Source organism: Ignatzschineria sp. PL_is040, assembly GCF_055813795.1.
In genome coordinates, this window is the sequence record NZ_JBVPGU010000006.1 from 24,833 (window position 1) to 39,413 (window position 14,581).

Genomic DNA, 14,581 nt, shown 5'->3' on the forward strand with positions numbered 1-14,581 from the left:
CCTGAGGAGTGCTACACTAAGCACTGAAGTTGTGCAATGCGTCAACACAGCAATGAGTGTAAGGAGTGATATAAGATGCCTCAAGGTGAAAAATTTAATATCTATAGCCATTTAATTGGGACCTTACTCGCATTAGGAGGGATGTCATTTATTATTGTCTATGCCAGCCTCTATAATGATGCGTGGAAGATTGTAAGTGTCTCGGTCTATGGCGCGGCGCTTGTTTTACTCTATCTCACCTCAACAATCTACCATCTTCTTCAGCCCGGTCCAAGGAAAGATCTCTTTCAGGTATTAGATCACTGTGCGATCTATCTCTTAATTGCAGCGAGTTATACCCCTTATACTTTGGTGACTTTAGGGGGTGGTTGGGGTTGGTCATTATTTGGTGTCTCATGGGGATTAGCGGCGATCGGGATTATTCAGGAGATCTTAATCGGTCGTCGAACACAGATCTTCTCATTAACGATCTATCTTGTGATGGGTTGGTTGATTGTGATTGCGGCAAAACCGCTCTCTATAGCGCTCTCATCTGAGGGGCTCTTCTGGCTAATTGCCGGTGGGGTCGTCTATACACTCGGCGTGATCTTCTTTCTTTTGGATGAAAAGGTTAAACATGCGCATGGCATTTGGCATCTATTTGTCATTGGTGGTAGTGCCTGTCAATACTTTAGTATTCTTTTCTATGTTGAGTAGAAGATATAGATTTCGCGCCGGCAAGAAGCAATCCTCAATTTCCGGAAAATATGATCATCAGCGGGCGATGGATCTCCACCGCTTCGCTGATCTATTTTAAATCCTGTTGAAATCATGTTGTGCTATTGATCACTCTCTTCTTCCCACGCTAAGGGGAGATTATAGCCAGGGAATCGCTCTTGGCTATACGCTTTAAAACCATCAGAATTGATAATCTCCACAATTGCTGTTGCCCAAGGAGCGTTGAGATTCTTCTCATGCACTACGACCCAATTGACAAAATATTTACTCGGCTCAATGGTGAGTGCTTCTGTAAAATGGATGCCGGCATCGAGAGCAAAATTTCCATTGATAATGGCATAATCGAGATCATCACGTGCTCGAGTCATCTGGGCCGCTTCAATCTCTTTAATCTCCAATTGGTAGGGGTTCTTCGTGATATCACGCTTCTCAATACGGAAAGGATCGGCAATATCATCACGGAGTTCAATCCAACCTAAGTTCTCTAAAATCCAGAGCCCACGGGAAAAGTTGGTGACATTGGAGGGAATCCCGACCGTTGCTCCTTTTTCGATCTCATCGAGCGATCTCTTCTTGCCGGCATAGAGACCATAAGGTGCAGTTGGAACTTGAACTAACGGGGCAAGGTGGCCATCGCGAACACGATTAAACTCCTCCATATAGGGGCGATGTTGAAAGATGTTAAGATGGAGTGCACCCTCTTCAACGCTGACATTAGGGATCACAATATCGGTGATCTCGGTGAGTTCTACTTGATAACCCGATTTTTGTAATTCTGGCGCAAGATACTCTCGTACAATATCGGCAAAATCCCCAGGAGAAGTGCCGATTTTAATTCTATTTTCCCCCGCGTGGACCGTTGAGCCATCATCTGAACATGCCGTTAAGAGGAGAGGCGTTGCTAATAGAAGCAGTTGCGCTCCCCGTTTAAGTGAACGCCAAAGGGAAGGCTTTTTATCGCTTGGTGAGAAGGTGGGGGTGAGGAATGGGGTGTTGATTTTCATCTTATTCTCCTAGTAGGTGCCGAAAAGGAGATTCGCTTAGCTGTTCTGCCCGCAAGCTTTTCTAAATCGGCATTCTGTTGTTGTGGATCGTTAATTGTTAATTGTTATTGTGTGGTTGAATGATTGTGTTATGTCATAGTTATTAGGATAAGTGCTCTGTTAGTTGTTATTGGTAGTTACCAGTTACCAGTTACCAGTTACCGATAACCATAACTATTGATCACAATTTCTCTCTCTATCGACTCACCTACTCATCAATTGAGATATCTGCATAGAAGCGCGCGGCAACATCAGGATGGGAGCGTAAACGTCCCTTTAAGAAGTTTTTGCCAATCTGTGTAAAGAGCGGGTTCTTAGGATCTTGGGTGATTGAAAAACTTTTTCCCTGTAGCGCTTTCGGTAATGTTAAAAGTGGCACGGTGGCATCGAGCTGTGAGGTTAAAAAGTAGGCGATAGAGTAGCGATCTTGCCCAATAGGGGAGGGAAGTACGCGATGAAGCGTCGCTTTAAGATATCCTTGTGAGGCGATCTCAAGGAGTTCACCAATATTGACAACAAAGGTTCCCTCGATCGGCTCTGCTAAGACCCACTCATCATCTTTTAAGACCTCTAATCCCGCTTGATCCTCCTGTTGAACAAAGGTGATATAGCCAGAATCTTTATGAGGTCCGACCCCTTGCTCGCCATCGACGCCGGGATAGTGGATCGCTTTGGAGAGAACAGAGGGTTTATGCGCGTAGGTGGGTGCGAAGATCTCCTCATCCTGCCCTAAGGCTAAAGCAAAAGCGGTTAGCATCGACTTTGCTAATTCTGTCTGACGCTCTTGAAGTTCAATAAAGGTGGGGCGCAACTCCGGAAGCGAGTCGGGCCACTGATTAGGGCCTTGAAGGCGAAGCCAAGGTTGATCATGAGGGATCTGATCGAGGGGAATCGCTTCATACTCCGGCATAAAATCGAACTGTTCACGGCTATCGGGCTTCTCTCGTGTAATCTCATCATGAATATTGGTGTAGCCCCGAAAGTGAGGTGAATTCGACATATGGATCGCTAACTTCTCCTCTAATGGTAGCGCAAAAAATTCTTTCGCTAATCTTTGCGCCTTTTCGATCAATGATTGGGGGATATTATGATTTTTAAGGTAGAAGAAGCCGATCTCATGTGCGGCATAGCGGAGCGATTCTAGGAAAGCTTCTCGCTCATCGCCTCCTGCAAGAAATTGATGATAATCGAGGATGGGAAGTTGAGGATTCTCTGATGACATACATTTTCTCCTTGTGATGATTGTCAGGTTTGTCAGGTTCTAATCGTCTTGATCGATTAGATTCCATTGCAGTTGTTCAATTGCGATCTGATCTGCCTGCTCTCCACAAGGTATCTTAGGGGGAGAATCTCTTTTTGAGAGGGACGCTTTAGCTGGTTATGCCCGCAAGCTGTTATCAAATCGGCATTACATATATGTATAGACTACATTGATAAAAAGTGCAAATAATTTTGTAAGTAGAGTGGTAAATAGAGCAGTAAGTAGGGGTACAGATAGGATTGCAAATAGGGCTATAGAGAGGGTTATTGATAAAAATCGTCATGAATCATCGTCATAAATCATCGTAATAAATCATTGTCACTCTTTCTGGTGAGCAGTATAGTGTTTTGAGGCTATTTGGACTCAAGCGGAGTCCTTTTTAATTCAGATTATTAATTTAGATTATGTTATGAGGTTCAATTTTTAAGTATGACAACGATTACCAATGTCGAAGATCTTCGTCTGCTCGCCAAACGTCGTGTACCCAAAATGTTTTATGATTATGTCGACTCAGGTTCTTGGACCGAATCCACCTATCGTGCGAATGAATCTGACTTTCAGAAGATTAAATTGGTACAGAAAGTGGCGCGAAATATGGAGAATCGATCGTTAGAGCGGAGAGTCCTTGGTATTCCGATGTCGATGCCGCTCGCTATTGCTCCTACCGGACTTGTGGGCATGGTCCATCCCGATGGGGAGATTCTTGCAGCACGAGCCGCTTCGCGATTTGGTATTCGTTATACCTTATCAACAATGAGTATCGCCTCCTTAGAAGATATTAAAAATGAGGTGGGGGAGCCATTTTGGTTTCAGCTCTACGTGATGCGTGATCGTGGTTTTATGCAGCGCCTTATCGATCGCGCGAAAAGCGCCGGGTGTGATGCTTTAGTGATTACCCTCGATCTGCAGATGATCGGTCAGCGTCATAAAGATCTTAAAAATGGTCTTTCGGTGCCACCAAAACCGACACTTCGAAACTGGTTAAATCTCCTCACTAAACAGCGTTGGTGCTGGAATATGTTGAAGACAAAACGGCGTCAATTTGGCAATATTGTCGGGCATGTGGATGGGATCGATGATCCAAGTTCTCTTGCTTCTTGGACTAATCAGCAATTTGACCCAACCCTCAATTGGGATGATATCGCCTGGATCAAAGAGATGTGGGGTGGCAAAATTATCCTAAAAGGGATCTTAGATGCTGAAGATGCCAAGATGGCGCATCAAGTGGGTGCCGATGCCATTGTTGTAAGTAATCATGGCGGGCGCCAGCTAGATGGTGCGCTCTCTTCCATTGCGGTTCTCCCTTCTATTGTTGAAGCGCTTGCCGGCACTTCTACCGAGATTATTCTCGATAGTGGTATTCGTTCTGGGCAAGATCTCCTCAAAGCAGTTGCATTAGGAGCCAATGCCGGAATGATTGGTCGCGCTTATCTCTATGGTCTAGGCGCTATGGGGGAAGCTGGGGTCACAAAGGCATTGGAGCTGATCCGCAATGAGTTTGAGACCAGTATGGCTTTTTGTGGCGAGACCGATGTTGCGCATGTGGGACGCCATATCCTTGTTCCTTCCACAATTCCTGATCCGTTTCGTTAAACCTATGCGCTCCCTCTTTTAATGTTTCACATGGAACCACAATTGATGATTGCCACTTAAACTTCTTTCACGAGCTGTGGTTCAGGGCGCAATCCTAAGGTATGGCAGATTGCATAGGTTAGCTCAGAGCGATTGAGCGTATAGAAGTGGAAGTCTTGAATCCCCTCTTTTCGGAGAACTCTCACCATATCGATGGCGATACTTGCCCCCACAAGGTTTCGAGTGGTGGGATCATTCTCTAAGCCTTCATAGCGTTTATGAAGCCAGGAGGGGATTTTAACATTGAGTGGGCCGGCGAACTTCACAAGAGAATCGTAATTGGAGACAGGAAGAATCCCAGGGACAATCTCCGTCTCAATCCCGACAGCAACGCAACGATCACGAAATCGAAGAAAGGCATCGATATCGAAGAAGAATTGGGTGATCGCCAAATTGGCGCCGGCATCGATCTTTCGTTTGAGGTGAAGAAGGTCTGCCTGGGCATTTTTAGCTTCGGGATGAATCTCAGGGTAGGCGGCGACAGAGATCTCAAAATCGTGTCGTTTTTTTAGAAGCCTCACTAAGTGATCGGCATAGATCCCCGGATTTTCAGCACCTTTAGGGAGATCGCCCCGAAGTGCCAATATATGGCGAATGCCAAGATCCCAGTAGTTATCGGCAATCTGGTGAAGCTCCTCTTCGGAGGTATCCACACAGGTGAGATGGGGAACGGCGGTGAGATCAGTTTTATGGACAATATCTTCAATGACACGGTGCGTTCGATCCCGCGTTGATGCATTCGCACCGTAAGTGACGGAGACAAATTGGGGTTTTAAGACTTTAAGGCGCTCAATGGAGTTCCAAAGGGTGGTGACCATCTGTTCGCTATTGGGGGGAAAGAACTCAAAAGAGACATTAACATCATTTTGTAGTTCAGAAAGGCTCTGGTTTAATAGCTCAACATATTGTGCACTCATCTATTTATCCTCTGTCGATTAATGGTTATTGGGGAATTGAAATTGGGGTTATTGAATGGTCTTTCCATTTTCGAACTGGCATAAAAAAAGCCAGCACTCGTTCTCATCAAGTGTTGGCATTACGCAAACTTATCTTTCGATCACTATCCCTAGATAGGTCGAAGGAATTGGCACCTTAATTTTCATCAGGTTGCCGGGCATCACAGGGCCTTTCCCTCCGCCGCTCTTGATAAGATCGTGGTATTGAAAGCGGGTTGCTCTCTCTACCATCTCTTTTCACTATAGAGGAGTTGTTACGTAAAAAGCAAATTTTTTACTCTCTTTTGAGTCGATTATTTTTTAGATTGAAGTGTTTATAGCGCCTTCAGATCTTTAAATTGCACTTTTATTTTGCTATTTCTAAATTTTGAGTGATATAGTGAAAGGGTAGTTCTTATTAAGAGAGATGGAGGGAATTGGCCCAATGAAGTCTCAGCACCAATCTTTTTGTGCTAAGTCCAACAGATCGATGAGTCTGGCAGATAAGAAGCATTAATCAGTTAATGATGCTCTTCTTGTTACCCAGGAAGAGCTTTTTTTATACCAGAAGTCTCAGGACAACAAAGGGAGTCACTATGATGAAAAAAGGTCTATTAACCGTAGCACTTTCCGCACTTTTTTTAGCAGGCTGTCAAACAGCAGGGAGTTCTATTGAGTTAGAAGAGGTTGTTGCAACACCGCAGTTAGAGGCAGCAATTAAAAATTTCACCAATGAGACCGCACCAAGTTATGCCGTCGCTTATGCTGATCTTAACCAAGATGGGATCGATGATGGTTTAGTACTTCTTGAAGGGGAGGAGTGGTGTGGAACCGGTGGCTGTACACTGTTAGTTTTTGAAGGTTTAGCAGATGGTAATTATAAATTAGCATCAAAATCGACAGTTGCGAATGCGCCGATCTATGTCTTAGAAGCACGTTCAAATGGTTGGTCTGATCTCTCCGTTTATAGCAAAGGGAAAGGGCAAGTGGTGATGAAGTGGGGAGGATCAAATTATCCCTCTAATCCTTCACTGCAGCCCACATTAATTATCGATAGTAAGGCAGTGAAACCTGCTATCTCAGGAAAGATCGATATTCCTGATTAATGTGTCATCGTTGATCAATCTTTTAGGATGCTTGATCTGTTGCGCTCTAGAAGGTGATCTTGTATAGGCTGATCTTAATAAAGAAGTGCTAGTGGCAGATTTGATCTGTGATTAGCGCTTTTTTATGGCCGATTCTATTTTTCTCTATCCTCCTCTCTCTCTATTTAGAACGATTATGAACGACGATAAGCGATTACCAAGATGGTGATGAGAGCGACACTTTTTTAAAGTGCGCTACAAGTTAAGTTCGTCGCATAAATGAGTAACACTCACTGAGTTAACCACTATTGATGATGGCAGCAATTGCGTCTGCCGGTAGAGAGAGGAGTATCTATTTTATGGCTATCGAAGAGCAACTTCAGAGTATCGCCCAGAAACGCATCCTGATTTTAGATGGAGCAATGGGGACGATGATCCAGAAGCGACAATTGGAGGAGGCTGACTTTCGTGGTGAGCGTTTTAAGGATTGGCCCCAAGATCTTAAGGGGAATAATGATCTTTTAGTCTTAACGCAACCTGATATTATTTTGGCGATTCATGAGGCCTATCTTGCGGCGGGAGCTGATCTTATTGAGACCAATACCTTCAATGCTACTCAAATGTCGATGGCCGATTATGGGATGGAGCCTTATGTTTATGAGATCAATTATGAGGCGGCGCAATTAGCTAAGCGTGCGTGTCAGCGTTATAGCACAACAGAAAAGCCCCGATTTGTGGTGGGGGTTTTAGGCCCTACTAGTAAGACGGCCTCGATCTCCCCTGATGTGAATGACCCTGGCTTTAGAAATACCTCTTTTGATCAATTAGTTGAAGGGTATTTGGAAGCTATATCTGGCTTGGTAGCCGGCGGTGCCGATATCTTAATGGTCGAGACTATCTTCGATACGCTCAATGCGAAAGCAGCGCTTTTTGCGATCGAGACCTTTTTTGAAGAGAAAGAGATTCGTTTACCGGTGATGATCTCCGGCACTATTACAGATGCTTCAGGGCGGACGCTTTCAGGGCAGACGACCGAAGCTTTCTACAACTCGTTACGCCATGTTCGCCCCTTTTCGATCGGTCTTAATTGTGCGTTAGGACCTGATCTTCTGCGAAACTATGTCGCAGAACTCTCCCATATTTCCGAATTTTATCTCTCTGCTCATGCTAATGCCGGCCTTCCCAATGCTTTTGGGGAGTATGATCTTGGCTCTGAGGAGATGGCGCAAGAGATGGGAGAGTGGGCAGAGTCAGGCTTTCTCAATATCGTCGGGGGCTGCTGTGGAACAACACCGGAACATATTGCGAAAATTGCTGAGAAGGTCGCATCGATCGCTCCTCGTATTCCGGAGGAGAAGGTAAAATCATTGCGCCTTTCAGGCTTAGAGGCGTGTAACTTAACGATTGGTGAATCGCTCTTTGCTAATGTGGGAGAGCGAACCAATATTACCGGCTCTCTCCGTTTTAAGCGGCTGATTAAAGAGAAGAACTATGCCGAAGCCTTGGAAGTAGCGCGTGATCAAGTGGAAAATGGTGCGCAGATTATCGATATCAATATGGATGAGGGAATGCTCGATTCGAAAGCGGAGATGGTCACCTTCCTCAATCTTATTGCTTCAGAACCCGATATCTCTAAAGTGCCCATTATGATCGACTCCTCAAAGTGGGAGATCTTAGAAGCGGGGCTTAAGTGCATTCAAGGGAAAGGGATCGTCAACTCAATCTCGATGAAAGAGGGAGTTGCGCAATTTATTGCGCAGGCAAAACTGGCGAAAAAATATGGCGCTGCCATTGTGGTGATGGCATTTGATGAGGCCGGGCAGGCAGATAATTTAGAACGTCGGATTGAGATCTGCTCAAAAGCGTATGATATTTTGGTCAATGAGGTCAACTTTCCGGCGGAGGATATTATCTTCGACCCCAATGTCTTTGCGATTGCAACGGGCATTTCAGAACATAATCGTTATGGGTTAGATTTTTTGGAAGCGACGGAATGGATTCGGAAAAATCTCCCCTATGTCCATATCTCAGGGGGGATCTCTAATGTCTCCTTCTCTTTTAGAGGGAACAATCTAGTACGTGAGGCGATTCATGCAGTCTTTCTCTATCATGCAATTGCGCGAGGATTATCGATGGGGATTGTCAATGCTGGTCAGCTTGCGATCTATGAGGATATTCCCGAAGAGTTACGAGAAGGGATTGAAGATGTGCTATTTGATCGAGATCCTGAAGCGAGCGAACGCCTTTTAGAGCTAGCACAGAAATATCAAGGGGAGGGAGCAACTCGTAAAGAGGAGAATCTCGAATGGCGAGCGCTTCCTGTTGCTGAACGATTAACCTATGCCTTAGTCAATGGCGTTGATAGCTATATTGAAGAGGATACTGAACTTGCGCGGCAAAGCTATTCACGGCCGATTGAGGTGATTGAAGGCCCCTTAATGACCGGTATGAATGTGGTGGGAGATCTTTTTGGTGAAGGAAAGATGTTTCTGCCCCAAGTGGTCAAATCAGCGCGAGTGATGAAGCGTGCGGTAGCTTACTTGATCCCCTTTATTGAGGAGGAGAAGAGAAAGTTTGGCGATACAAGTCAGTCAAATGGCAAGATTTTGATGGCGACAGTAAAGGGTGATGTTCACGATATTGGGAAGAATATTGTTGGTGTTGTATTGCAATGTAATAACTTTGAGGTGATCGATATGGGGGTGATGGTCCCCACGCCGGCAATTATTGAGAAGGCGCTCGAAGAGCAGGTGGATGTGATCGGTCTTTCCGGTTTAATCACGCCATCACTTGAAGAGATGGTCGGCTTTGCCAAAGAGATGGAGCGCCGAGGTCTCGATATTCCTATTATGATTGGTGGTGCGACCACATCACTTGCTCATACAGCGGTTCGTATCGCCCCACAATATCGGCATACCGTTGTTCATGTTCGTGATGCTTCTCGCTCTGTAGGGGTCGCACAATCTCTGATTAGCCCGGAGCTGCGCGATCAATTTATGCAGGATGTGAAAGAGGATTATGCAAAGCGCCGTACAGCGTACCTCGAAAGACAGCGCGATATTAAGCTGATCCCCTTTCAAGAGGCGGTTAATAACCGTTTAAAATTAAGATTTGATCATATTGTAAAACCGGAGAAGATGGGGATTCATGAGTTTGAAGTACCGCTCGAAGATCTTGTGGCAACGATCGATTGGACCCCCTTTTTCGCTTCTTGGCAGTTGCGTGGGAAGTTCCCAAAATTATTAGAAGATGAAATTATTGGGGAAGAGGCGACAAAAGTCTATCAAGATGCACAAAAGATGTTGGCAAAAATTCTTGAGGAGAAGTGGTTAACAGCGAAAGCTGTTGTCGGACTATTTCCTGCAAAAAATGCAGGTGAAAGTACCATTTTATTTACAGATGATACTCGTACAGAAGAACTTGCACGTTTGCATCATCTGCGTCAACAGACAGAGCGACCCAATGAGATGCCGAATCGCTCTCTTGCTGATTTTATCGGTGAAGAGGATTATATCGGCGCATTTGCCTGTACGGCAGGTATCGGAATTGAGCCCTATATTGAGGCATTTGAAGCTGATCATGATGATTATAGTGCGATTATGCTCAAAGCGCTTGCCGATCGTCTTGCCGAAAGCTTAGCGGAGTATCTCCATAAACGGGTGCGTAAAGAGTATTGGGGGTATGCCAAGGATGAAATGCTTGATAATGAGGCTCTGATTCGAGAAGAGTATCGCGGCATTCGCCCGGCGCCGGGATATCCCGCCTGTCCAGAACATACGGAGAAAGCAACACTCTGGCGTCTTCTCAATCCTGATCAGCGTATCGGTCTCGCAATTACTGATAGTTTTGCTATGTATCCACAAGCGGCAGTTTCCGGCTGGTACTTTGCTCATCCCGAAGCACACTACTTTGGGGTGGGGAAAATGGGTCGTGATCAGGTTGAAGATTATGCTACGCGCAAAGGTTGGGATCTTAAAGAAGCAGAAAAATGGCTCGCGCCCAATTTAGGATATGAACCGGAGGAGTAGTGAAAGTTTTTACATGAGAAGAGAGATAAAAAAGGGATAGAATATTGAGTGATATGATAATGATCTCTTGATGGGAAACCGCATTTATTGCGGTTTTTTGTCATTTTAGCTCACTTTTTTCCGATTTTTTCCCCAACTTTTTCATTGAAAAGATCCATTATTTTGTCTAAATATTACGCATTTAGAACTATTAACATTTCAGGGCATCATTAAAAGTGATTAACTTTGGCATAAATAGGAGTTTTTCTCATTTATCCATCACAAAAAGTGATCAATCAGGGTGGAAGGTATAGCGCTAGCTCTATTTGAGGTATTGAAAAAGGGCATTTTCCTGCTTTAAAAGAGGAGATACATACAGTAATGAGATTTTATATCTAATTAATATTTTTAATGAGATGCGATCTTTATAGAGAAAATATTAATTACAAATAGAAATCGAGCCTCGCTATTCTATTTTCAGATTAAGATTTTCAATTTTTTAAACTTTTTTGAATCTTATTGAATAATATCAGAGGCTTTTTAGGGTTTGCGACTGATATTTCCAACAGATAGGTATTTGAATGAACTTCCCTAATGAGGAGTAATACCTTAGAAGCAATTCGTGAGTTCATTATGGAATATCTACCTAATAAGGAGATTTATGACAAACACGAAAAAACACCAACCGATGGAGTTGAGTGATATTACGATCGTGAAGAACGATCAATTTACCAAGGCAATTACCGCCGCGGCATTAGGTAATGCCATTGAGTGGTTCGATTTTGGGGTCTATGGCTTTTTGGCTTATGTCTTAGGGAAAGTCTTCTTTCCAGATGCCTCCCCTGGCGTACAGTTAGTTGCATCATTGGCCACCTTCTCGGTTCCCTTTTTAGTCAGACCGATTGGCGGCGTCTTCTTCGGCGTTCTAGGGGATAAGTTTGGGCGGAAGAAGATTCTTGCTGTGACGATTATTATCATGTCGGTCAGTACCTTTGCGATCGGTCTGATTCCTTCCTATGCCACAATCGGCATCTGGGCGCCGATCCTACTCTTAATTGCAAAGTTAGCACAGGGCTTCTCTGTTGGCGGAGAGTATACGGGTGCCGCGATCTATGTTGCGGAATATGCTCCTGATAGCCGCCGAGGATTTTTGAGTAGCTGGCTCGATTTTGGTTCGATCTCAGGATTTGTCTTAGGTGCCGGTGTTGTTGTTCTTATTACCACCCTTTTAGGGGATGCGCGTTTTGAAGAGTGGGGCTGGAGAATTCCCTTCTTTATTGCCGGACCTTTAGGTATTTTAGGAATGTATCTGCGCCATGCGCTCGATGAGACGCCGACATATCTAAAGCATAGCGAAAGCATTGAGGCAAAGCCGGTGGAGAAGGAGTCGCTCTTAACGGTTCTTCGTAATAATACTAAGAGTATTCTCTTGAGTGTCGGGATCGTTATTTTGACTAACGTGACCTACTATATGTTACTCACCTATATGCCGAGTTATCTCTCATTTAGTTTGGGCTATAGCGCTGACCATGGTGTCTTAATCATTATTGCTATTATGATCGGGATTCTCTTTGTCCAACCTATTGTTGGTCTATTGAGTGACCGTTTTGGTCGAAAAGTCTTTATTAAAATCGGTAGTGTCGGGATGTTGATTGGGGCGATTCCCGCCTTTTATCTTATCAATACCGGTAATGTGGGGTTAATCTTTTTAGGTTTAGTCTTCCTTGCATTAATGTTGAGTTGTTTTACCGGGGTGATGGCCTCTATTTTGCCGGCGATTTTCCCTACAAAGGTTCGCTATAGTGCGATGGCAACGGCGTTTAATATCTCTGTTTTAGTGGCAGGATTTACACCGACTTTAACCGCTTGGCTGATCGAATTGACCAATAATCTCTATGTGCCGGCATTTTATCTAATGGCGACAGCTTTTATTGGGATTATTTTGACCTTCAATATGAAAGAGACGGCGAATCGCCCATTACGTGGGGAGACACCGATTGCCTCTGACCGTAGCGAAGCGAGAGAGATTCTGCAAGCACATTATGATCGCATCGAGAGTCGCATCGAGAGCATTGATGAGGAGATTGCGCGCCTTCAGAAGCGTCGTGAGCGATTGATCGACCAACATCCGGAGATTGATGGCTAGTGATAGCTAGAGAAGCCACTCAATAGGGAGCCAAGTTAAAAATCGGATCATCGCTCGCTCTAAGATCGATGTATTTGGCTCGACATCATAAGTTTTGAGTAATCTCTCTTGATTATCAAATAGCTGCCATTTTAATTGATCATCTTCTAAGATCACTTTGTAAGAGCGTTCTAATAGATGATGCTTAATGCGGTCGGTCATATCTTTAGCGAGATGGGGGTTTAAGATCGCAAGCCCCATCTCGGTATTGATTTTTGCTGATCGAGGATCGAGATTTAATGAGCCGACAAATAGGCGATCGTTATCAACAACAAATGTTTTAGCGTGCAAACTGGAACCGGAACTTCCCACAAGCCCCTTATCTTTGAGATGAGGGGTTTTATCATGTGATTTTTTAAGTTCATAGATATTGATGCCTGCCTCAATAAGCGCTTTGCGATAATTAATATATCCTGAATGGACAAAGGCGACATCGGTGGCTTCATAGGAGTTTGTTAATACCGATATCTGGATACCTTGCTCTGCAAGATCTTTTAAGAAAGCAGTACCTACCTTTGTCGGTACAAAATAGGGTGAGACTAAAAAGAGCTCTTTTTGGGCGTCGCCAATCGCGTTATAGAGTGGCTTGTAAAAATCATTTTGACTCCAGACACCGAGTGCTTTACTAGGAGGATCGGAGATCAGAATCGCTTCTGACCATTGCCAATCGATATTGTGATGATAGAGCTTTTCTAATAATTTAGATCGAGTCAATGCGGTTTGATAAGTCTCAACATCAGCACGATATTTGACTTTGCGAAGTTTTTCAAAAGCAGCGATATGATCCGATCCATACTCTTTTGTCACGATCTGTTTAGCAGGATAGGAGAGCTCGCTATTCCAATAGCGATCAAAGTCGTGAGAGAGTTGTGGCACAATATTGCCGATCGCCATCACATCTAGGTCAACAAAGAGAGTACCATTACCGGCAGCAAAGTATTCATCCCCAATATTGCGTCCCCCTGTAATGGCTGTTACTCCATCGACGATAAGGAGCTTATTATGCATGCGATGATTTAAACGCTTTAAATCTGTTAGATATCCTAAAAAGCGAAATTTGCGATTAGTAAAGGGATTGAAGAGGCGCACTTCGATATTGGGGTGATAATTTAAAACCGCGATAAGGTCATCAAGACCTCGAGTATTATTATCATCGAGTAGTAACCGGACACGAACACCGCGTTCAGCTGCATTATAGAGGTCGTAGAGCAGCATGGTTCCCGATGTATCGGGGCGCCAAATATAGTATTGTAGATCGATCGACTCTTGAGCTAAGTTGAGAAGTACAGAGCGAGCAACGAAAGCATCAAGAGGATCAGAGAGCTCTAATATCCCTGTTAAGTTGGGATCTTCCGGATACTCTTTTTGTAACATCTGTACGAGCTTATTCTCCTCATTGATAGGCAGAGCGCTGCTTTTTACCTGTTTGAGTTCTGGTAATGGCTTTATTGCATATGTGGCAAAAAGAGCAAGGAGAATGATAGTAATGATAAGGCTCATAAATAGGGACTTGATGATCTTTGCAGGGAATATTTTTTGTATCTTATTAGCCATAAGTGCATGTAATCGCTTAAATTTCCAAAGAAAACCCCAAAGCTATTGATCCACTTATCAAATTAGTTTTATTGAATCAATCTGCTTTGGGGCGATTAATAGAAGATCTTCTATTGAAGAATCTCTATTGAAGAGACTCTAATGGATACGCTATCTTTCTGA

At 44.1% G+C, this 14,581-nt stretch carries 9 protein-coding genes and 2 riboswitches; of the genes, 5 read left to right on the forward strand and 4 right to left on the reverse strand.

The genetic code is table 11. The annotated features are described in order from the left end of the window. The first annotated feature begins 75 nt into the window (after positions 1–75). Positions 76–696: a PAQR family membrane homeostasis protein TrhA gene (gene trhA, locus AC0SAP_RS07795; RefSeq protein WP_473383775.1), complete on the forward strand. Its 621-nt coding sequence runs from the start codon at positions 76–78 to the stop codon at positions 694–696. 122 nt (positions 697–818) lie between these two features. Here the strand turns inward: trhA and AC0SAP_RS07800 are convergent, their stop codons facing one another. Continuing rightward, positions 819–1,721 carry a MetQ/NlpA family ABC transporter substrate-binding protein gene (locus AC0SAP_RS07800; protein ID WP_473383776.1) on the reverse strand — a complete coding sequence of 301 codons (903 nt, stop codon included), beginning with the start codon at positions 1,719–1,721 and terminating at the stop codon, positions 819–821. A 247-nt stretch (positions 1,722–1,968) separates the two neighbouring features. Further along, positions 1,969–2,982, reverse strand: coding sequence for an isopenicillin N synthase family dioxygenase (locus AC0SAP_RS07805; protein WP_473383777.1), 1,014 nt, complete (start codon positions 2,980–2,982; stop codon positions 1,969–1,971). A gap of 468 nt (positions 2,983–3,450) precedes the next feature. Here AC0SAP_RS07805 and AC0SAP_RS07810 point away from each other — a divergent pair, with 468 nt between their 5' ends. Next, positions 3,451–4,614: an alpha-hydroxy acid oxidase gene (locus AC0SAP_RS07810; protein ID WP_473383778.1), complete on the forward strand. Its 1,164-nt coding sequence runs from the start codon at positions 3,451–3,453 to the stop codon at positions 4,612–4,614. Positions 4,615–4,670: 56 nt separating this feature from the next. On the opposite strand, the gene metF is transcribed toward AC0SAP_RS07810, so the two are convergent. Further along, the gene (gene metF / locus AC0SAP_RS07815) at positions 4,671–5,570 is read right to left on the reverse strand and encodes a methylenetetrahydrofolate reductase (protein WP_473383779.1); all 900 of its coding nucleotides are present in this window, start codon (positions 5,568–5,570) and stop codon (positions 4,671–4,673) included. Between the two features lie 126 nt (positions 5,571–5,696). Beyond that, positions 5,697–5,806: riboswitch (SAM riboswitch) on the reverse strand. 194 nt (positions 5,807–6,000) lie between these two features. After that, positions 6,001–6,098, forward strand: a riboswitch (SAM riboswitch). 86 nt (positions 6,099–6,184) lie between these two features. Here metF and AC0SAP_RS07820 point away from each other — a divergent pair. The 3 genes from AC0SAP_RS07820 (at position 6,185) to proP (ending at position 12,826) form a co-directional block, all read left to right on the forward strand. After that, complete coding sequence (locus tag AC0SAP_RS07820) at positions 6,185–6,694, forward strand: hypothetical protein (RefSeq protein WP_109236769.1); 510 nt, start codon at positions 6,185–6,187, stop codon at positions 6,692–6,694. A gap of 338 nt (positions 6,695–7,032) precedes the next feature. Then, positions 7,033–10,701 carry a methionine synthase gene (gene metH / locus AC0SAP_RS07825; protein ID WP_473383780.1) on the forward strand — a complete coding sequence of 1,223 codons (3,669 nt, stop codon included), beginning with the start codon at positions 7,033–7,035 and terminating at the stop codon, positions 10,699–10,701. A gap of 640 nt (positions 10,702–11,341) precedes the next feature. Further along, positions 11,342–12,826, forward strand: coding sequence for a glycine betaine/L-proline transporter ProP (gene proP / locus AC0SAP_RS07830; RefSeq protein WP_473383781.1), 1,485 nt, complete (start codon positions 11,342–11,344; stop codon positions 12,824–12,826). A gap of 6 nt (positions 12,827–12,832) precedes the next feature. Here the strand turns inward: proP and AC0SAP_RS07835 are convergent, their stop codons facing one another. Next, positions 12,833–14,419 carry a phospholipase D family protein gene (locus AC0SAP_RS07835; protein ID WP_473383782.1) on the reverse strand — a complete coding sequence of 529 codons (1,587 nt, stop codon included), beginning with the start codon at positions 14,417–14,419 and terminating at the stop codon, positions 12,833–12,835. Between the last annotated feature and the right edge of the window lie 162 nt (positions 14,420–14,581).